Consider the following 17139-nt stretch of genomic DNA (forward strand, 5'->3'; position numbering starts at 1 on the left):
TTCTCTTAGCCCTTCATCATATTGACGTCTTCAACCGCGATGGTGCCACGGTTGCGGAAGAAACAGACCAGAATGGCCAGCCCAATCGCCGCCTCAGCCGCCGCAACGGTCAGCACGAACAGCGTGAACACCTGCCCGACCAGATCGCCGAGGAAGCTGGAAAACGCCACAAGGTTGATATTCACCGCCAGCAGCATCAGTTCGATGCTCATCAGCAGGATGATGACGTTCTTGCGGTTCAGGAAGAGACCGAAGATGCCGATGACGAACAGCGTCGCCGCGACCGTAAGATAGTGTTCAAGTCCGATCATAGCTTCGCTCCTGGCGAGTCGGGGTAGTAGAGTTTGCAACCGCAATAGGGGTTGATGCGGTTTTTCTTTTTGGCCCGGCTCAGTACGTCTTCGAAACTGGTCCAATGGTCGTAGCCAAGGCGTTTAGATAAATTCACCAGATCATTCACAGTTGTTTGAGAACTCAGACGGAGTTCTCCGTGGGGTGGATACAAAAGATCTACAGCGTAGTTCCCTACCGACACCCGGAATTTTGAACCCGGCGGGGCGCACACACCGCGAATCTGTACAGATTCTTTTGAGAAGCAATCAACGACAACGACACTTTCGCTTCGCACACACCCACCAGTTAGAACCCAGCGTTGACCAACTCGGCCACCACCAACATCGGTTGCCGGTTTCCCAAAAAAGTCGGAACTCCAACCGTTACCAGCTTCACTAAAGCTACAATCTGCTTCAACCTTGGCAGGTTTGTCGAAATGAAAGATGGGTTTTCCGACTTCACAGTGACCTAATTGACAATCAGCCAATGACGGTCCCGACGCTACGGCCAAAGAAGCTGCAAGCCCTATTGCATAAAATAGCTTCACAACCCCTGCCCCGGTTTCACGTCCTTCAACTCCATCGCCTTGGCCGGGTCACGCATCATCTGGCCGATGATGTCCTGACGCTTGATGTCCTGACGGTGGCGCAGCGTCAAAACAATGGCTCCGATCATAGCCACCAGCAGGATCAGGCCCGCCAGTTGGAACAAAAGGAAGTATTGATCGTAAAGGATGACACCCAGTGCCTCGGTGTTGTGGCGATCTGCCGGAACCGGCTGCGCCAGATTGGCCTCAAAACCCTGCGCACTGTCCCATGCCCCAAAGGCCATGACGAACTGCATCAGGATGACCAGACCGATCAGCAGAGCCAGCGGCATGTAACGCGCCATCTCGGCCTTGAGTTCGGCAAAGTCCACGTCCAGCATCATCACCACGAACAGGAACAGCACCGCGACCGCGCCGACATAGACGATGATAAGCAGCATCGCCACGAACTCGGCGCCCAACAGCACGAACAGCCCCGCCGCGGACAGGAAGGACAGGATCAGCCACAACACCGAGTGCACCGGCTGGCGGCTGATCACCGTGAACAGCCCGCCGGTGATGGCGCTGATGGCAAACAGATAGAAGGCAAAGACGGTCATTGATCCTCATCCTCGTTATCGCCCATGACCTCTTGCGCCAGATCCAACGCGCGGGTCATGGCCGGGATGCCGGCAAAGACCGACATCTGACCGATCGTTTCCACGATCTCTTGTTTCTTTGCGCCCGCTTCCAGCGCATGTCGCACGGTCTGACGCACGGCGCTATCGGCCTGCGCGCCCTGACAGGTCAACCCGGCCAGTGTTAGCAGCAGACGGGTCTTGGCATCCAACCCGTCCTTGTTGACGGTATTGCCGAACATCATCTCCATGACCTCTTTGGGCATGGTCGGCCACAGCGCCTCGAACCCCTTGGGCGAGAAATTCTCCATCGCCGGGTTCATAGCCTTGGCCATGTCCTGAGCCTGCTTCATCATCAGCTCGAACGGATTTGTCGGAGCGTCATTCATCTGTACGGCGCGTCCATTTCCAGATTGCGGGCGATCTCGGCTTCCCAGCGTTCGCCGTTGTCCAGCAGTTTTTCCTTGTCGTAGAACAGCTCTTCTCGGGTTTCCGTGGCGAATTCGAAGTTCGGGCCTTCGACAATGGCATCGACCGGGCAGGCCTCCTGGCAGAAACCGCAATAGATGCACTTGGTCATGTCGATGTCATATCGCGTGGTGCGGCGGCTGCCATCCTCGCGCGGTTCGGCGTCGATGGTGATCGCCTGCGCCGGGCAGATCGCTTCGCACAATTTGCAGGCGATGCAACGCTCTTCGCCATTAGGGTAACGACGGAGTGCGTGCTCGCCCCTGAACCGAGGCGACAGAGGGCCTTTTTCGTGCGGATAGTTCACGGTGGCCTTGGGGGCGAAGAAGTACTTCAACCCCAGTTTCATGCCGACCCAGAAGTCCTGCAGAAGGAAATATTTAGCAGCGCGGGTGTAATCGATTTGGGTCATATCAGCCTCCTACGCTCCAACGCGCAAATGCGCCCCAGAACCAGTCGAATTTCGCCGCGAAGGCCACGAACACCACCCATGCCAGCGAGAACGGCAGGAACACTTTCCAGCCCAGACGCATCAGCTGGTCATAGCGGTAGCGCGGCGTGATGGCCTTGACCATCGCGAAGAGGAAGAAGAAGAACGCCATTTTGGCGACCATCCACAGCACGCCATCCGGCAATCCGGGGATCGGCGACAGCCAGCCGCCGAAGAACAGCAGCGTGGTCAGGGCGCACATAAGGAAGATGGCGATGTATTCTCCGGCCATGAACAACAGGAAGGGCGTGGCCGAATATTCGACCTGATAGCCCGCGACCAGTTCCGATTCCGCCTCGGGCAGGTCAAAGGGCGGGCGGTTGGTTTCGGCGAGTGCCGAGATAAAGAACAGGAAGACCATCGGGAAATGCGGCAGCCAGTACCAGTTGAACAGGCCCAGATTGCCGTCCTGTGCGTGCACGATGGCCCCGAAATTCATCGATCCGGTCGAGATGATCACGCCGATGATGATCAGACCAATCGACACCTCATAGGAAATCATCTGCGCCGCCGAGCGCAACGAGCCAAGGAACGGGTACTTTGAGTTCGACGCCCAACCGCCCATAATCACGCCATAAACTTCCAATGAAGATACGGCGAAGACATACAGGATGGCGACGTTGATATCCGACAGCACCCAGCCATCGTTGAACGGGATCACCGCCCAGGCGATCATGGCCAACACAAAGGATGTGAGCGGGGCGAGGATGAATACGGCGCGGTCGGCGCCCGCCGGGATCACGACCTCTTTCACCACATATTTCAGCGCGTCGGCCACGGATTGCAGCAAGCCATAGACGCCGACCACGTTGGGGCCTCGGCGCATTTGAACGGCGGCCCAGATCTTGCGGTCGCCATAGACGAGGAACAGCAACGAGATCATCACAAAGGCCACGACAGCAAGCACCTGCGCCAGAATGATGATGGCTATGCCGCCGGGGGTGTTAAAGAAATCAGCCATTTGTCCTCACACCGTGGGTCGTCTTGGATATGTCAGCAGGTCGGATCATTCTGCGGCGATCCTGTCGGTTTTCAGCGCCTTCGCCTGCGCCGAAAGCTCGGCCATCAGTTGCGAGGCGCGGGCGATTGGGTTCGTCAGATAGAAGTCCTTGACCGCGTTACGGAATGTCGCCTTGCCCAACGCGCTGGCTTCAAGCGGCTGCACGTCGTTTTCAATCACCTGATCGATCTGTGTCAGATGCGGCACGGCCTCAATCAGCGCCGTGCGCAGCTGCGCCAGCGAGTCATAGGATAGCGTTGCGTCCAGTTCCGCCGACAGCGCCCGCAGGATGGCCCAGTTTTCTTTGGCCTCACCCGGCGCAAAGCCTGCACGCATGGCCAGTTGCGGGCGGCCTTCGGTGTTGACGAACAACCCGTTCTCCTCGGTATAGGCCGCGCCCGGCAGGATCACATCGGCGCGATGCGCACCCCGGTCGCCGTGGCTGCCCTGATAGATCACAAACGCACCTTCGCCAATCTCAACCTCATCCGCGCCGAGGTTATAGATCACATCCGCGGCTGAAACTGCATCCATGCCGCTTTCGTTGGTGGCATCCACATCCATGGCACCGACGCGCGACGCGGCGGTGTGAAGAACGATCAACCCGCTTTCCGTATTCGCAGCAACGGCTTGCGCGGCGGCCAGAACGGCGGCTCCGTCTGCCTCTTGCAAGGCACCCTGCCCGATGATGACCAGCGAGGCTTTGCCCCTGATCTCATCATCACCGCCCATTTCGACGACCTTTTGCAGGGCCGCGCGGTCGTCACCCACATGGTGATAGTCATAGGTCAGATCGACCGCTGGCCCAACCAAAGCCACCTCGGCCCCATGTGCCCAGGCTTTGCGGATGCGCGCGTTCAGCACCGGGGCCTCATCGCGCGGGTTGGTGCCGATCAGCAGGATACGCTCGGCCGCGTCGATGTCTTCTATCGCCGCGGTTCCGGCATAGGCCGCACGGTTGCCAGCGGGCAATTTCGCCCCATCGGTCCGGCATTCGACAACACCGCCCTGCCCCTCGATCATCTGCTTCAGTGCAAACGCAGCCTCGACCGGGGCCAGATCGCCGACGATGCCTGCCGGTTTCTCGGCCCCTTTCAGCGCCTCGGCCGTCTTAGCGAGCGCTTCGGTCCATGTTGCGGGGCGTAGCTTGCCGTTTTCGCGCACGTACGGCCGGTCCAACCGCTGACGACGCAACCCGTCCCAGACAAAGCGAGTCTTGTCGCTGATCCATTCCTCGTTCACGCCGTCATGATTGCGCGGCAGAAAACGCATCACTTCACGGCCCTTGGTATCCACGCGGATATTCGAGCCCAGGGCATCCATCACATCGATGCTCTCGGTCTTGGTCAACTCCCATGGGCGGGCTGTAAAGGCGTATGGCTTCGAGGTCAGCGCCCCGACCGGGCACAGATCGATAATATTGCCCTGAAGGTTCGATTGCAGCGTTTCATTCAGATACGAGGTAATCTCGGCATCTTCGCCCCGCCCGGTCTGACCCATTTGCGTGATTCCTGCGACCTCGGTGGTGAACCGCACGCAGCGGGTGCAACTGATGCAACGGGTCATCGCAGTGCCGACCAGCGGCCCCAGATCCAGATCGTCTACGGCGCGTTTGGCTTCCTTGAAGCGCGAACCCGAAACGCCATAGGCCATCGCCTGATCCTGAAGGTCACACTCACCACCCTGATCGCAGATCGGGCAATCCAGCGGGTGATTGATCAGCAGGAACTCCATCACACCCTCGCGGGCCTTTTTGACCATGGGCGAGTTCGTCTTGACCTGCGGTGCCTGCCCTTCCGGTCCCGGACGCAGGTCACGCACCTGCATGGCGCAGGAGGCCGCGGGCTTGGGCGGGCCACCAACAACTTCCACCAGACACATCCGGCAGTTGCCGGCAATCGACAGACGCTCGTGATAGCAAAAGCGCGGCACCTCGACCCCGGCCTGCTCGCACGCCTGGATCAGGGTCAACGCGCCGTCGACTTCGATTTCCTGCCCGTCGATATTGATCTTGCGGAGGTCAGACATGGTCTAGTTCGCCCTCAAATACACGCCGATGGCGCTGTTTCTTTCGATTTCCTTCTGCCCCAAAGTGCAGAAAGTCCCCGGTTTATTGTAAGAGACACCGTTTGCGGCAAGATATGCCTCGCCCTTGGCGCGCATCCGGTCCTTTTCGGCGTCCGAATCCACATAGGCCCGGATTTCACTGTCCGAATAGCCCAGTTTGTTCGCCTTTGACCGCAGGTCCCACATCACGCCAATTGCTTTCAACCGTCGCCCATTGATGGACGGGCAATATTCGGAAATCTCGTTTGCAATCGCGATGTAGTAGAGTTCGTTGTCGATCTCTTTGACCTCGCGCAAAGGCGGCTTTGCCCCTGCACTCGCTGGAATCATCAGGGCCGCAATTAACATGAGCTTTTTGACAATAGACATTGTTTTTCCTTTCATTCTGGTCTGTCCAGAACGCAGGTCAAAGCGGTCGCTATGCAATAGCAGCCGCTCCCAATATCCATAGTTTTTGGTCAAAACACTCATGGACGCTGACACTTTCCTGCAAAGGTCAATTTGTCATTTTCGATCCGCAGGTTCTGAGGGTCAGAATCCGGGCCAAGCTTCCAGTCGATACGGGACGAACCGAAATTCTGAACGCAGAAGCGGGTCGCCTCGTACCGGCCCGCCTCGCGCGCGCCATCAAGCGAGGCCGAGACCCCGCTCACTGTCACAGTGAAATCAGTCGGCGACACCTTTTTGTCGACCGAGCGCGCGCTGGCACGAAAGTATTTTCCGTCAAACAGGATACGATCACTCGAGGATCTGACGGTGCAGGCCGAAACAGCCGTCAGGATCAATATAGCGGGCAGCAGTTTCTTCATAGACCTCAACCGTTCACATGCGCCCGTCGTGCCAGCGGGCAGACCATGCCTCCTATGTGTCGCCACGCCCATTATCAGAACACTGCCACCAAGGCCATGAGCCCAAGGATGAACATGCAGGCCCAGCCAGCGACATAGGCAACCGACCGCAAGCCGCCATGCGGGTTGCCCAGCCCACGCAGATGAAGAATCAGCATCACAATCCGGGCCACCAGTGCGACCGAGGCCAGAAGGTTCACCCAAAACGGGCTGACACCCAGCAAAATCGCAGCGAGTGTCACCGTCAGAAATGCCGGCAGAGTTTCCGTTCCGTTCAGATAGGCCCGGTTCAGGCGATACGCCTTATCCGCGTAGTCCTGTTCAGGCGTCGCACCGGGCGCGAGTCCCTTGCCCTGTTTTGCCAGCGCCGAAAAAGGTGACAAGGCCAGCACGATCAGCGTGAAGATGACCAGCGACGCGATAGCGTGGGAATATTCAGCATAGATTTCCATGATCTCACTCCGCTGCCATCGCACCCATACGGCCCGACTTCTGAGCCTTGATGCGGTCTTCGATCTCTTCACGGAAATTGCGGATCAGGCCCTGAATCGGCCAGGCCGCCGCATCACCAAGGGCGCAGATCGTGTGACCTTCGACCTGTTTGGTCACGTCAAACAGCATGTCGATCTCTTCCAACTCGGCCTCGCCACGCACCAGACGATCCATGACGCGCATCATCCAGCCGGTGCCTTCGCGACAAGGGGTACACTGACCGCAGCTTTCGTGCTTGTAGAACTTTGACAGACGCCAGATCGCCTTGATGATATCGGTGGACTTGTCCATCACGATCACGGCGGCAGTGCCAAGGCCCGAGCCGAGTTCATTGCGCAGATGATCAAAATCCATGATCGCGTCGCGCATGTTCTCACCGCGCACGCACGGAACCGAGGAACCACCCGGAATCACCGCCAGCAGATTGTCCCAGCCGCCGCGAATTCCGCCGCAATGGGTCTCAATCAACTGTTCAAAGGGGATCGACATCGCCTCTTCGACGACGCAGGGGTTGTTCACGTGGCCCGAGATTGCGAACAGCTTGGTGCCCGCGTTGTTCTGACGGCCAAAGCCCGCGAACCAGTCGGCCCCGCGCCGCAGGATCGTCGGCACAACGGCAATCGACTCCACGTTGTTCACCGTGGTCGGGCAGCCATAGAGCCCCGCGCCCGCCGGGAACGGAGGTTTCATGCGCGGCATACCCTTCTTGCCCTCAAGGCTTTCCAGCAGCGCTGTTTCCTCACCGCAGATATATGCCCCGGCTCCGTGATGCAGGAACAGGTCGAAATCCCAGCCCGAACCAGCGGCATTCTTGCCCAGCAGGCCCGCGTCATAGGCTTCGTCAATTGCGGCCTGCAGCGCCTCACGCTCGCGGATATATTCACCACGCAGGTAGATATAGCAGGTATGCGCATTCATCGCGAACGACGCGATCAGACAGCCTTCGATCAGCGTGTGCGGATCGTGGCGCATGATCTCGCGGTCTTTGCAGGTGCCGGGCTCGGATTCATCTGCGTTCACAACCAGATAAGCCGGACGACCGTCGCTTTCCTTGGGCATGAATGACCATTTCAGACCGGTTGGAAAGCCTGCGCCCCCGCGCCCGCGCAACCCGGAATCCTTCATCGTCTGAATGATCCAGTCGCGGCCGTTCTTGATCAGGCCAGCGGTGCCGTCCCAATGCCCCCGGGCCTGCGCGCCTTTCAGCGTGCGCTCATGCATCCCGTAGATGTTGGTAAAGATCCGGTCCTGATCCTTCAGCATCACTCGCTTACCCTTGGCTATCCTGGCGCATTCGCCAGAGTTGATAAATGTTCACGCCCGCATAGATGAACCCCGCCAAAGCGGCGAAATCAAACAGCAGCGCATAGCGCCCCGGCAACCCGATCGCAGGGCCGATGAACAGCGTCATGCCAAGCCATACGAGCATGGTCACGGCGATGACCACTCCGATATGACGACCCTTGCGGGCTATGGCTTGTTCCTGTTCCGCGTTCATCTGTCTTTGGGGCCTTTGCCCTAGTCCTCGTAAGTGCCGTCTTCTTTGGCCCGCTTGGCGAATTCAGTCTCTTCACCTGCGGCCAGTTTGGCGGCCTGTTCAATCCATCCGTCACGCTCGATCCGGCCCTTGAACCGCAGCCGCGCATCGACCCACGCGATCTGAAGCGGAGTCCACGCGGCAATCTGGTCAAAGTGGTAAAAACCCAACTCATTCAGCGTCTGTTCCAGTTTGGGCCCGACCCCTTTCAGCAGCTTGAGGTCATCCGGCTTGCCATCACGCGCACCTTCCAAGGTCACAGGTTCGTCTTCCTCGGCCTTGGCTTTCTTTGCCTCTTCGGCCTGTTTCACCGCAGGTTTCGGCGCTTCAGGCGCTTTCGGAGGCTTCGCCGCCGCCGAAGCCCCAGCCTGCTTGCCATCCTTGCCAAGCCAGGGCGTCAGGATTGGAACCTCGGTCCCATCAATACGCTTGACCGTGTCGCCAAGTCCCGTCGCCAGTTCAGCGCTGGCATTATGTTCCGGCTTGCCCGCCTCATATTCGGTCAGGCTGGTCAGCCCACTCAACGGCTCTGCCGCATAACGCCCGTTCTGAGGGCCGGGCACCGGCACTTTGCCAGCCACCAGATCATCGAGGATCTTACCAAAGCTCTCGGTCGTCAGATCCTCATAATAGTCCTTGCCGATCTGCGCCATCGGCGCATTGGTGCAGGAGCCGAGGCATTCCACCTCTTCCCAGCTCAGCTTGCCATCAGCGGACAAAGCGTGCGGTTTGGAGGCAATCTTTTCCTTGCAAACCGCGATCAGGTCTTCGGCCCCGCAGATCATGCAGGACGTCGTGCCACACACCTGAATATGCGCCACAGACCCAACCGGCTGCAGTTGGAACATGAAGTAGAACGATGCCACCTCAAGCACGCGAATATAGGCCATGCCCAGCATATCGGCCACGGATTCAATCGCCGGACGGGTCAGCCACCCCTCCTGCTCTTGCGCGCGCCACAGCAGAGGGATCACCGCACTGGCCTGACGGCCCTCGGGGTATTTCGTAACCTGCGCTTCGGCCCATTGCTGGTTTGCAGCGGTGAAGGCAAAGCTTTCGGGTTGTTCTGGGTGAAGACGGCGGAGCATCAATTTACCCCTTTCAAATATCCACAAGTACGAAGTGTTCTTCGACCAAGCTTTGCTACTTCTTGTGCGACCTCAAATCTAGATTGCAGTTGTACCGCCGAGTTAATGTCCTGTTTCAAACGATGTGTGACATTGTCGTCATCTTCCAATCTGGGGCCCATAGTATTTTCCCAATGCTCTCGAAGCGTCTGGTTGACAAAATTGGCCCCATGCTCGGAAACAACAATATCTACTGCCCAGTTTACTTTAGAGATTACATAAAACTGCTCTTGCTGAGACAGAGGGCCGTTTCCCATCGAAGCGTCTAAACTCGAATACGAAACCCAGCGTGAGATCAAATATAAATGAGCATCCGCAATGGCCTCACCAACAGAAAAGCAGGATTCAACCAAGCTTTTTTCCTGCGCAGAAACACCTGTTCCGATCAAACTCATCGCGAAGGAGACTAAAAATGATGACAGCCTAGTTGCTTTACTTCTCACCGATCAATCTCCCCAAACACAACATCCATCGTTCCGATAATCGCAGCGACGTCTGCGAGTTGGTGCCCCCCCGCAACGTGGTCCATGGCTTGAAGGTGCAAGAACCCCGGCGCGCGCAGCTTGGCGCGGTAAGGCTTGTTGGTGCCGTCGGCGACCAGATAGACGCCGAATTCACCCTTGGGGGCTTCGACGGCGGCATAAACTTCGCCAGCGGGGACGTGGAAGCCTTCGGTATAGAGCTTGAAGTGATGGATCAGGCTTTCCATCGAGGTTTTCATGTCCGAGCGTTTCGGCGGGGTGATCTTGCCGCGCGCCAGAACATCTCCGGGGCAGTCGCGGATTTTGGCGATGGCCTGACGGATGATCAACAACGACTGGCGCATCTCTTCCATGCGGACCAGATAGCGGTCATAGCAGTCGCCGTTCTTGCCGACGGGGATCTGGAATTCGAACTCGTCGTAGCATTCATAAGGCTGCGCACGACGCAGGTCCCATGCGAGGCCAGACCCGCGCACCATCACGCCCGAGAAGCCGTATTTCTGAATGTCATCCTCGGTCACGACACCGATATCGGCGTTGCGCTGTTTGAAGATGCGATTTTCGGTCAGCAGTCCGTCAATGTCGTCCAGAACGGCAGGGAATTCGTGGCTCCACGCTTCGATATCGTCCAGCAGTTCGGGCGGCAGGTCTTGGTGGACACCGCCGGGGCGGAAATAGGCGGCGTGCAGGCGGGCACCGCAGGCACGCTCATAAAACACCATAAGTTTTTCGCGTTCCTCGAACCCCCACAAAGGCGGCGTCAGCGCGCCCACGTCCATCGCCTGCGTGGTCACGTTCAGCAGGTGGTTCAGGATGCGCCCGATCTCGGAGTACAGAACCCGGATCAACGAACCCCGGCGCGGCACCTCGACCCCGGTAAGCTTTTCGATGGCCAGACACCAGGCATGTTCCTGATTCATCGGCGCCACGTAATCCAGACGGTCGAAATACGGCAGGTTCTGCAGATACGTCCGGCTTTCCATCAGCTTTTCGGTGCCACGATGCAGCAAGCCGATATGCGGGTCGCAGCGTTCGACGATCTCGCCGTCCAACTCAAGAACAAGACGCAAAACTCCGTGTGCCGCAGGGTGTTGCGGGCCGAAGTTGATGTTGAAGTTGCGGATCTTCTGTTCTCCGCTCAGCGCGTCAGTGCTGCCGTCATCGTATCTTGAGCCGTCCATCAACGCCCCCGTTTCTTCTTTGCTTCGGCCCGCACCCGAACCTTTTCCGCCTCGGTCGCCTTGGCGGCAGCCCCGGCCAGCAAAACACCCAGCGCACCCAGAACGATGAGTTCCCCAATCATCTCAGCGGCGCTCCATCTCTTGCAGTTTCAACCCGACCCACCAAAGCAGCGCGATTGTGCCGAACGGCACCAGACACAGCAGGCACCAGTATTTGTTGATCCCGAAAAACGGCAAAATCTTTACCATCGGGATGATGGTCAGCGCAGACAGGATCAGCCACCAGATGCCCCCCATCACTCGGCCTCCGGTTTCTCATCCCCGGGCAGGATATAGTTCGCACCCTCCCAAGGAGACATGAAATCAAATTGGCGATATTCCTGCACCAGCGATACGGGTTCATAAACCACGCGCTTCTGCGCCTCGTCATAGCGCACTTCGGTATAGCCGGTGGTCGGGAAATCCTTGCGCAGTGGGTAGCCGCGAAAGCCATAGTCGGTCAGGATGCGCCGCAGGTCCGGATGACCAGAGAACAGGATGCCGAACATGTCGAACACCTCACGCTCGAACCAGTTGGCCGAGGGGTGAACGTCAACGATCGATGGCACCATGTCTTCCTCGCGGATCGAGACCCGCAGGCGGATGCGCTGGTTCTGGTACATCGACAGGAAGTGATAGACCACGTCGAACCGCTTGGCCCGTTCGGGATAATCGACGCCGGTGATATCCACGAGGGTCGAGAACTGACAATTCCGGTCGGCTTTCAGATACTCGATGAACTCGACTAGATTTGACGGGGCCACATCCACATTCAACTCACCATGGGTCACATCCCATGACAACACGCAATCCGGTCGCTTGAGTTCGATATGCGTGCCAAGCTCTTTCAGCGCTTCACTCATTGCGGCCCTCCTGCAAAACTTCGTCATAGAACGTAGCTTCTGCGTCGTAAGACTTGAAAAACTTCGCCATAAAGTCGGGCATAACCGTCTTTGCGATTTCGTCGCCCGCATAGGTCGCAATAGCGGCCAGGTCACGCCATTTGGTCAGCACCATGACATGGCAGGGGTCCTGATCGCGCCGGACGAGGAACGACACGCTTTCAAACCCATCCACGGCGCGCATACTGGGGAGCGCGCGTGTCCGAAAAGTACCGACCCACTCGGCAACATCGTCCCGGGCAACCACAGCCTCCCATCGCCTGACAACAGGACCACTCATCGCACAATCGTCCCTGTCCGGCGGATTTTGCGTTGAAGCTGCATCAGACCATAAAGAAGTGCTTCGGCGGTCGGCGGGCAGCCGGGCACGTAGATGTCAACCGGCACAATCCGATCACAGCCGCGCACGACCGAATAGGAATAGTGGTAGTAACCGCCGCCATTGGCGCAGGAGCCCATCGAGATCACATAGCGCGGTTCGGGCATCTGGTCATAAACCTTACGCAGCGCCGGGGCCATCTTGTTGGTCAGGGTTCCTGCCACGATCATCACATCGGACTGTCGCGGGGATGCGCGGGGCGCGATGCCGAACCGTTCCGCATCATAACGCGGCATCGAGGTGTGCATCATCTCAACCGCGCAGCAGGCCAGACCAAAGGTCATCCAGTGCAACGATCCGGTCCGCGCCCAGTTGATGATATCTTCGGTCGAGGTCAGCAGGAATCCTTTGTCCTGCAGTTCCGCATTCAGGGCCTGGGTGGCGACTTCTTTGTCGACGCCAGCGGTGTTTGCACCCGTCATCACTCCCATTCCAGGGCCCCTTTCTTCCATTCATAGGCGAAGCCGATGGTCAGAACGGCCAGAAACACCATCATCGACCAGAAACCTACGTCGCTGATATCTTTGAATCCGACGGCCCAGGGGAACAGAAAAGCAATCTCCAGATCAAAGATTATGAACAGGATCGAGACCAGATAGAACCGGACGTCGAATTTCATCCGCGCATCATCAAAAGCGTTGAAACCGCACTCATATGCGCTGACCTTTTCGGGGTCGGGGTTGCGCACGGCGAGCACCACAGCCGCGAGAATCAAAACGATCCCAAGGCCCACGGCCACGGCCAGAAACACCAGAATCGGGAGGTACTCCCGCAGCAGGTCTTCCACGTAAAGCTCCTTTCCTGCGCAAGCCTTGCAAGAAGCTGCGCCGTCAATTGGCGTGTTGACTGGACATTCTCTATCCGCGCGGGGTCAGAGGGTCAACCGAGCAGAAACGCGCAGCCTGCCAAAAATCTGTACGGGTTGAGTTGCCTGGGCTCTTTGGGTATTTCCGGTCCCTTTGCCTGTCGCGGCAAACCGGATCTAAACGCTCCAATCAGGTTTACGTTTACCGAAAAACGCGCCGATTCCTTCCTGCGCCTCATCTGTTTCCCAGCGGTCGACAAGCGCTCCGATGGTGTGGTCGATCGTGGCATCGTCGATCTTCGGCCCCAGCGCCTGAACCAACGCCTTCGCCGAGGCTACTGCCCCCGGCGCGCAAGACAGGTAAGGCAGAATCTCAGCTTCAACAGCGTCCTGCAGTTGCTCGGCGGTAACTGTTTTGGCCAAAAGACCAAGCTCAACAGCTTCAGAAGCATCAAACAGGCGCGCGGACATGAAAACGCGTCGAGCCCGAGCCTCGCCCATTCGCGCGATCACATAGGGTCCAATGGTCGCGGGGATCAGCCCCAGCCGGGTTTCGGTCAACCCCATTTTCAACCCCTCGACACCTATCGCGACGTCACAGACCGCCGCCATTCCCACTCCGCCGCCAAACGCGTTGCCATGCACCGCACCAATCAGCGGCTTCGGCAAGGTGTTGAGCGCCTGCAGCATCTCGGCCAATTTGCGAGCTTCGTCAAAGCGGGTTTGCGCGTCGGCTGCCATTTGCGCCTGCATCCAGCCCAGATCGCCACCGGCACAAAAACTCTTGCCCGTGCTGGCCAGCACAACCACCCTGACCGAGGCGTCTTTGGTCAGTCGTCCGGCGGCTTGCGTTAATTCAGCAATCATTTGCGCTGACATGGCATTGTGTTTTTCAGGCCGGTTCAGCGTCAGAGTCGCGACCCCGCGCTCATCCGTCTTTAGCAAGATCGTTTCGAACATATCGGGCCTTTCAACCTTGCCGCATCGACCGGACCATCTGTGCGGCCTCTTCCAGAACTGCAGAATCCAGCCCGGTTTGATAGCCCAGCCGGTCCAGATGTGCCGCCACTTCTTCGGTTGCCACGTTACCGGCGGCACCCGGAGCGTAAGGGCAGCCGCCCAGTCCTCCGACTGCGGCGTCGAACACCCGGACACCCAGCGCCAGCGCCGCATCGATATTGTCGATAGCCCGCCCGCCCGTATTGTGAAAATGACCCGCCAGACGCGTCACGGGCACCCTTTCTCGGACTTTCAGCAGCATATGCGCAACCGTGTCGGGCGTGCCCTGCCCGATGGTATCCCCCAAGGACACCTCGTAGCAGCCGAGCGAGAACAGTTTGTCCGCAACTTCTGCCACTTTCTCGGGCGATGTCGGGCCGTCATAGGGGCAGTCGGTCACGCACGAGACATAGCCCCGCACCGGCAGATCGATATGGCGCGCGGCCTCCAGGATCGGGGTGAACCGTTCGATGGACTCAGCAATCGTCGCGTTGATGTTGGCCTTGGAAAATCCTTCGGAGGCCGAGGCAAACACCGCGATTTCATCCGCGTTTGCGGCCAGAGCGTCCTCGTACCCGCGCATGTTCGGCGTCAGGGCGGCATAGCGGATGCCATCCTTGCGCGCGATCGCGGCCAGAACCTCGGCGCTGCCTGCCATCTGCGGCACCCATTTGGGCGAGACGAAACTGGCCACCTCGATCCGATTGAAGCCGGCCCGGCTGAGGCAATCAACCAGCGCCACTTTCTCGGCCACCGGAATCTCGCGCTTCTCGTTCTGCAAACCGTCACGCGGCCCGACTTCAAATATCTCAACCCGTTCGTCCATCACCGCGCCGCTCCTTGATATTTCGTACAAGATTTGATCGTGCCACAGCTTGTCGGTTCAAAACAGCTATTCCTCGCGCAGCCGGACAAGGGCAGCCCCTGCTTCAACCTGAGCGCCAGCCTCGGCCAGCACTTCGGCGACCACGCCGTCACGCCCCGCCAGCAAGGAATGCTCCATTTTCATGGCTTCCAGGATTGCCAACCGGTCGCCTTCGTGTACGGGCTGGCCCGGTTCGACAAAGACGGCCTTGACCAGCCCGGGCATCGGGGCTTCGATCACATTGGTGTCTCCGGCTGCGCTTGCATCGCGCGCAAGCGGATCGATAAGATCAAAACTCTGACCGTGCCCCTGAAACACGGTGATCCGAGGGCCACTGACCGAGACACGCGGCATGGGGCGACCGTTCAGCAGCCAGCGCCCCCCAACGCGTCGCGCCTCGACCGTGTCCTCTCCTATCTGCCAAAGCTGACGGTTCGGCCCATCCACCTGAACATCCAGATCCATGTTCTGGCCGACATGTTCCAGCTGAACGGCGCGATGCAGCGGTGCCCATAGGGTAAAACCGGTGTCAGCATCAGGTTCATCCAGATCGAGCGCGGTCATCGCCGCCGCAACACAAGCCTCTGCCGAAACCGCATCTTCCCGAACCAACGCGTCAAGATCGCGCCCGATCAGACCAGTATCGACATCGCCCGAGGCAAAGCCCGGATGCTGTGCCAACGCGCCCAGAAAGGCCAGATTTGTCACGGTTCCGGCAACCTCGGTTTCGCTCAACGCGCGATGCAGCGCCTGCAAGGCAATGGCCCGGGTCGCGCCGTGCACGATGACTTTGGCGATCATCGGATCATACCACGGGCTGATGGTATCCCCGGCACGCACCCCGCTATCCGCGCGGCATCCACCCGGAAACCGCAGGTGAGTCAGGGTGCCCGTTGCCGGCAGGAAGCCCTTGGGCACATCCTCGGCGTATAGCCGCGCTTCAAAAGCGTGGCCGCGGATCGACAGGTCGGCCTGCTGTTTCGGCAGGCTTTCCCCCGCTGCCACTCGCAATTGCCACTCCACCAGATCAACACCAGTGATGGCTTCTGTTACCGGGTGCTCGACCTGCAAGCGCGTATTCATTTCCATGAACCAGAACCGATCCGGCCTTAGCCCGTCCGAGGCATCGACGATGAATTCAACCGTCCCGGCCCCTGCATAACCAATCGCCTCAGCCGCACGCACACCCGCCTGCCCCATCGCTTCGCGCATCTCGGCGGTCATACCGGGGGCCGGAGCCTCTTCGATCACCTTCTGGTGCCGCCGCTGCAGCGAGCAATCCCGCTCGAAAAGGTGCACAGCCTGGGTCCCGTCACCAAAGACCTGAACCTCGATATGGCGCGGCTTGGCGACGAATTTCTCAACCAGAACGGCATCATTACCGAAGGCAGTGCGCGCCTCACCCCGCGCACTATCCAGAGCCAAGGCGAAATCCTGCGGCTTTTCAACCAGCCGCATCCCCTTGCCGCCACCACCCGCGACGGCCTTGATCAGAACGGGATAGCCGATTGCGTCCGCTGCGCCCGCCAGATGCTCGGGGTCCTGATTGTCACCATGATAGCCGGGCACGACAGGCACGCCCGCCTGTTCCATCAGAACCTTGGCCGCGTCCTTGAGGCCCATCTTGCGGATCGCATCCGCCGAAGGTCCGATAAATGTCAGACCGGCAGACTGGACCGCATCCACAAAATCCGGATTTTCGGACAGAAAACCGTAACCCGGATGGATCGCCTGCGCGCCCGTATCCAGCGCGGCCTGTATGATCACATCGCCCTTCAGATAACTCTCGGCCGGAGCTGCATCGCCAATATGCACCGCTTCATCAGCCATCTGCACATGCTTGGCCGAGGCATCCGTGTCAGAATACACGGCGATGCAAGCCACACCCATCTTCTGAGCTGTCTCGATCACGCGACAGGCAATCTCGCCCCGATTGGCAATCAGGATTTTGCTGAACATGG

At 58.8% G+C, this 17139-nt stretch carries 24 protein-coding genes; all 24 read right to left on the reverse strand.

Going from position 1 to position 17139, the window contains the following annotated elements; genetic code table 11:
* Positions 1-5: 5 nt before the first annotated feature.
* A complete protein-coding gene (gene nuoK / locus ACR0FG_RS13030) occupies positions 6-311 on the reverse strand; it encodes an NADH-quinone oxidoreductase subunit NuoK (RefSeq protein ID WP_005984024.1) in 306 nt (101 codons plus the stop codon).
* Positions 308-880: a hypothetical protein gene (locus ACR0FG_RS13035; protein ID WP_480893438.1), complete on the reverse strand. Its 573-nt coding sequence runs from the start codon at positions 878-880 to the stop codon at positions 308-310. The genes nuoK and ACR0FG_RS13035 overlap by 4 nt, the downstream gene beginning before the upstream one ends.
* Positions 877-1479, reverse strand: a complete 603-nt coding sequence (locus ACR0FG_RS13040; RefSeq protein WP_480893439.1) for an NADH-quinone oxidoreductase subunit J — start codon at positions 1477-1479, stop codon at positions 877-879. Before ACR0FG_RS13040 ends, ACR0FG_RS13035 begins: the two co-directional genes overlap by 4 nt.
* Positions 1476-1886 carry a carboxymuconolactone decarboxylase family protein gene (locus ACR0FG_RS13045; RefSeq protein WP_480893440.1) on the reverse strand — a complete coding sequence of 137 codons (411 nt, stop codon included), beginning with the start codon at positions 1884-1886 and terminating at the stop codon, positions 1476-1478. The genes ACR0FG_RS13040 and ACR0FG_RS13045 overlap by 4 nt, the downstream gene beginning before the upstream one ends.
* Positions 1883-2377, reverse strand: coding sequence for an NADH-quinone oxidoreductase subunit NuoI (nuoI, locus tag ACR0FG_RS13050; protein ID WP_039524264.1), 495 nt, complete (start codon positions 2375-2377; stop codon positions 1883-1885). Before nuoI ends, ACR0FG_RS13045 begins: the two co-directional genes overlap by 4 nt.
* 1 nt (position 2378) lies before the next feature.
* Positions 2379-3416: an NADH-quinone oxidoreductase subunit NuoH gene (gene nuoH, locus ACR0FG_RS13055; RefSeq protein WP_170710163.1), complete on the reverse strand. Its 1038-nt coding sequence runs from the start codon at positions 3414-3416 to the stop codon at positions 2379-2381.
* A gap of 45 nt (positions 3417-3461) precedes the next feature.
* The gene (nuoG, locus tag ACR0FG_RS13060; RefSeq protein ID WP_480893441.1) at positions 3462-5483 is read right to left on the reverse strand and encodes an NADH-quinone oxidoreductase subunit NuoG; all 2022 of its coding nucleotides are present in this window, start codon (positions 5481-5483) and stop codon (positions 3462-3464) included.
* 3 nt (positions 5484-5486) lie between these two features.
* Entirely contained in the window at positions 5487-5891 is a 405-nt protein-coding gene (locus ACR0FG_RS13065) for a DUF5333 domain-containing protein (protein ID WP_480893442.1), read from the reverse strand.
* Positions 5892-5989: 98 nt separating this feature from the next.
* Positions 5990-6331: a hypothetical protein gene (locus tag ACR0FG_RS13070; RefSeq protein WP_170710166.1), complete on the reverse strand. Its 342-nt coding sequence runs from the start codon at positions 6329-6331 to the stop codon at positions 5990-5992.
* Between the two features lie 74 nt (positions 6332-6405).
* On the reverse strand, positions 6406-6822 hold the full coding sequence (locus tag ACR0FG_RS13075) for an MAPEG family protein (RefSeq protein WP_480893443.1): 417 nt from the start codon (positions 6820-6822) through the stop codon (positions 6406-6408).
* A 4-nt stretch (positions 6823-6826) separates the two neighbouring features.
* Positions 6827-8125 carry an NADH-quinone oxidoreductase subunit NuoF gene (nuoF, locus tag ACR0FG_RS13080; RefSeq protein WP_480893444.1) on the reverse strand — a complete coding sequence of 433 codons (1299 nt, stop codon included), beginning with the start codon at positions 8123-8125 and terminating at the stop codon, positions 6827-6829.
* Between the two features lie 7 nt (positions 8126-8132).
* Complete coding sequence (locus tag ACR0FG_RS13085; RefSeq protein ID WP_170710168.1) at positions 8133-8360, reverse strand: DUF5337 domain-containing protein; 228 nt, start codon at positions 8358-8360, stop codon at positions 8133-8135.
* Between the two features lie 20 nt (positions 8361-8380).
* Positions 8381-9487 carry an NADH-quinone oxidoreductase subunit NuoE gene (gene nuoE / locus ACR0FG_RS13090; protein ID WP_480893445.1) on the reverse strand — a complete coding sequence of 369 codons (1107 nt, stop codon included), beginning with the start codon at positions 9485-9487 and terminating at the stop codon, positions 8381-8383.
* Positions 9487-9969 (reverse strand): hypothetical protein, encoded by a 483-nt coding sequence (locus ACR0FG_RS13095; RefSeq protein WP_480893446.1) that lies wholly within the window; start codon positions 9967-9969, stop codon positions 9487-9489. The genes nuoE and ACR0FG_RS13095 overlap by 1 nt, the downstream gene beginning before the upstream one ends.
* Positions 9966-11189 carry an NADH-quinone oxidoreductase subunit D gene (locus ACR0FG_RS13100; protein WP_010442773.1) on the reverse strand — a complete coding sequence of 408 codons (1224 nt, stop codon included), beginning with the start codon at positions 11187-11189 and terminating at the stop codon, positions 9966-9968. The genes ACR0FG_RS13095 and ACR0FG_RS13100 overlap by 4 nt, the downstream gene beginning before the upstream one ends.
* Positions 11189-11311 (reverse strand): hypothetical protein, encoded by a 123-nt coding sequence (locus ACR0FG_RS13105; RefSeq protein WP_480893447.1) that lies wholly within the window; start codon positions 11309-11311, stop codon positions 11189-11191. The genes ACR0FG_RS13100 and ACR0FG_RS13105 overlap by 1 nt, the downstream gene beginning before the upstream one ends.
* Before the next feature lies 1 nt (position 11312).
* Positions 11313-11486 carry a hypothetical protein gene (locus ACR0FG_RS13110; RefSeq protein ID WP_005984053.1) on the reverse strand — a complete coding sequence of 58 codons (174 nt, stop codon included), beginning with the start codon at positions 11484-11486 and terminating at the stop codon, positions 11313-11315.
* A complete protein-coding gene (locus ACR0FG_RS13115) occupies positions 11486-12091 on the reverse strand; it encodes an NADH-quinone oxidoreductase subunit C (protein WP_170710171.1) in 606 nt (201 codons plus the stop codon). Before ACR0FG_RS13115 ends, ACR0FG_RS13110 begins: the two co-directional genes overlap by 1 nt.
* Positions 12084-12410, reverse strand: coding sequence for an antibiotic biosynthesis monooxygenase (locus ACR0FG_RS13120; protein ID WP_170710172.1), 327 nt, complete (start codon positions 12408-12410; stop codon positions 12084-12086). Before ACR0FG_RS13120 ends, ACR0FG_RS13115 begins: the two co-directional genes overlap by 8 nt.
* The gene (locus tag ACR0FG_RS13125) at positions 12407-12940 is read right to left on the reverse strand and encodes a NuoB/complex I 20 kDa subunit family protein (protein ID WP_037307875.1); all 534 of its coding nucleotides are present in this window, start codon (positions 12938-12940) and stop codon (positions 12407-12409) included. The genes ACR0FG_RS13120 and ACR0FG_RS13125 overlap by 4 nt, the downstream gene beginning before the upstream one ends.
* On the reverse strand, positions 12931-13296 hold the full coding sequence (locus tag ACR0FG_RS13130) for an NADH-quinone oxidoreductase subunit A (protein WP_170325678.1): 366 nt from the start codon (positions 13294-13296) through the stop codon (positions 12931-12933). The genes ACR0FG_RS13125 and ACR0FG_RS13130 overlap by 10 nt, the downstream gene beginning before the upstream one ends.
* Positions 13297-13491: 195 nt before the next feature.
* The gene (locus ACR0FG_RS13135; RefSeq protein WP_480893448.1) at positions 13492-14274 is read right to left on the reverse strand and encodes a crotonase/enoyl-CoA hydratase family protein; all 783 of its coding nucleotides are present in this window, start codon (positions 14272-14274) and stop codon (positions 13492-13494) included.
* 10 nt (positions 14275-14284) lie between these two features.
* A complete protein-coding gene (locus tag ACR0FG_RS13140; RefSeq protein WP_480893509.1) occupies positions 14285-15139 on the reverse strand; it encodes a hydroxymethylglutaryl-CoA lyase in 855 nt (284 codons plus the stop codon).
* 66 nt (positions 15140-15205) lie between these two features.
* On the reverse strand, positions 15206-17137 hold the full coding sequence (locus ACR0FG_RS13145; RefSeq protein ID WP_480893449.1) for an acetyl/propionyl/methylcrotonyl-CoA carboxylase subunit alpha: 1932 nt from the start codon (positions 17135-17137) through the stop codon (positions 15206-15208).
* Positions 17138-17139: the final 2 nt, after the last annotated feature.

This window comes from Ruegeria sp. E1, assembly GCF_056534225.1.

Coding starts and splice junctions, on each gene's coding strand:
- nuoK (WP_005984024.1), bottom strand. CDS start 311: ATGATCGGACTTGAACACTATCTTACGGTCGCGGCGACGCTGTTCGTC.
- ACR0FG_RS13040 (WP_480893439.1), bottom strand. CDS start 1,479: ATGACCGTCTTTGCCTTCTATCTGTTTGCCATCAGCGCCATCACCGGC.
- ACR0FG_RS13045 (WP_480893440.1), bottom strand. CDS start 1,886: ATGAATGACGCTCCGACAAATCCGTTCGAGCTGATGATGAAGCAGGCT.
- nuoI (WP_039524264.1), bottom strand. CDS start 2,377: ATGACCCAAATCGATTACACCCGCGCTGCTAAATATTTCCTTCTGCAG.
- nuoH (WP_170710163.1), bottom strand. CDS start 3,416: ATGGCTGATTTCTTTAACACCCCCGGCGGCATAGCCATCATCATTCTG.
- nuoG (WP_480893441.1), bottom strand. CDS start 5,483: ATGTCTGACCTCCGCAAGATCAATATCGACGGGCAGGAAATCGAAGTC.
- ACR0FG_RS13065 (WP_480893442.1), bottom strand. CDS start 5,891: ATGTCTATTGTCAAAAAGCTCATGTTAATTGCGGCCCTGATGATTCCA.
- ACR0FG_RS13070 (WP_170710166.1), bottom strand. CDS start 6,331: ATGAAGAAACTGCTGCCCGCTATATTGATCCTGACGGCTGTTTCGGCC.
- ACR0FG_RS13075 (WP_480893443.1), bottom strand. CDS start 6,822: ATGGAAATCTATGCTGAATATTCCCACGCTATCGCGTCGCTGGTCATC.
- nuoF (WP_480893444.1), bottom strand. CDS start 8,125: ATGCTGAAGGATCAGGACCGGATCTTTACCAACATCTACGGGATGCAT.
- ACR0FG_RS13085 (WP_170710168.1), bottom strand. CDS start 8,360: ATGAACGCGGAACAGGAACAAGCCATAGCCCGCAAGGGTCGTCATATC.
- nuoE (WP_480893445.1), bottom strand. CDS start 9,487: ATGCTCCGCCGTCTTCACCCAGAACAACCCGAAAGCTTTGCCTTCACC.
- ACR0FG_RS13100 (WP_010442773.1), bottom strand. CDS start 11,189: ATGGACGGCTCAAGATACGATGACGGCAGCACTGACGCGCTGAGCGGA.
- ACR0FG_RS13105 (WP_480893447.1), bottom strand. CDS start 11,311: ATGATTGGGGAACTCATCGTTCTGGGTGCGCTGGGTGTTTTGCTGGCC.
- ACR0FG_RS13110 (WP_005984053.1), bottom strand. CDS start 11,486: ATGGGGGGCATCTGGTGGCTGATCCTGTCTGCGCTGACCATCATCCCG.
- ACR0FG_RS13115 (WP_170710171.1), bottom strand. CDS start 12,091: ATGAGTGAAGCGCTGAAAGAGCTTGGCACGCATATCGAACTCAAGCGA.
- ACR0FG_RS13120 (WP_170710172.1), bottom strand. CDS start 12,410: ATGAGTGGTCCTGTTGTCAGGCGATGGGAGGCTGTGGTTGCCCGGGAC.
- ACR0FG_RS13125 (WP_037307875.1), bottom strand. CDS start 12,940: ATGGGAGTGATGACGGGTGCAAACACCGCTGGCGTCGACAAAGAAGTC.
- ACR0FG_RS13135 (WP_480893448.1), bottom strand. CDS start 14,274: ATGTTCGAAACGATCTTGCTAAAGACGGATGAGCGCGGGGTCGCGACT.
- ACR0FG_RS13140 (WP_480893509.1), bottom strand. CDS start 15,139: ATGGACGAACGGGTTGAGATATTTGAAGTCGGGCCGCGTGACGGTTTG.
- ACR0FG_RS13145 (WP_480893449.1), bottom strand. CDS start 17,137: ATGTTCAGCAAAATCCTGATTGCCAATCGGGGCGAGATTGCCTGTCGC.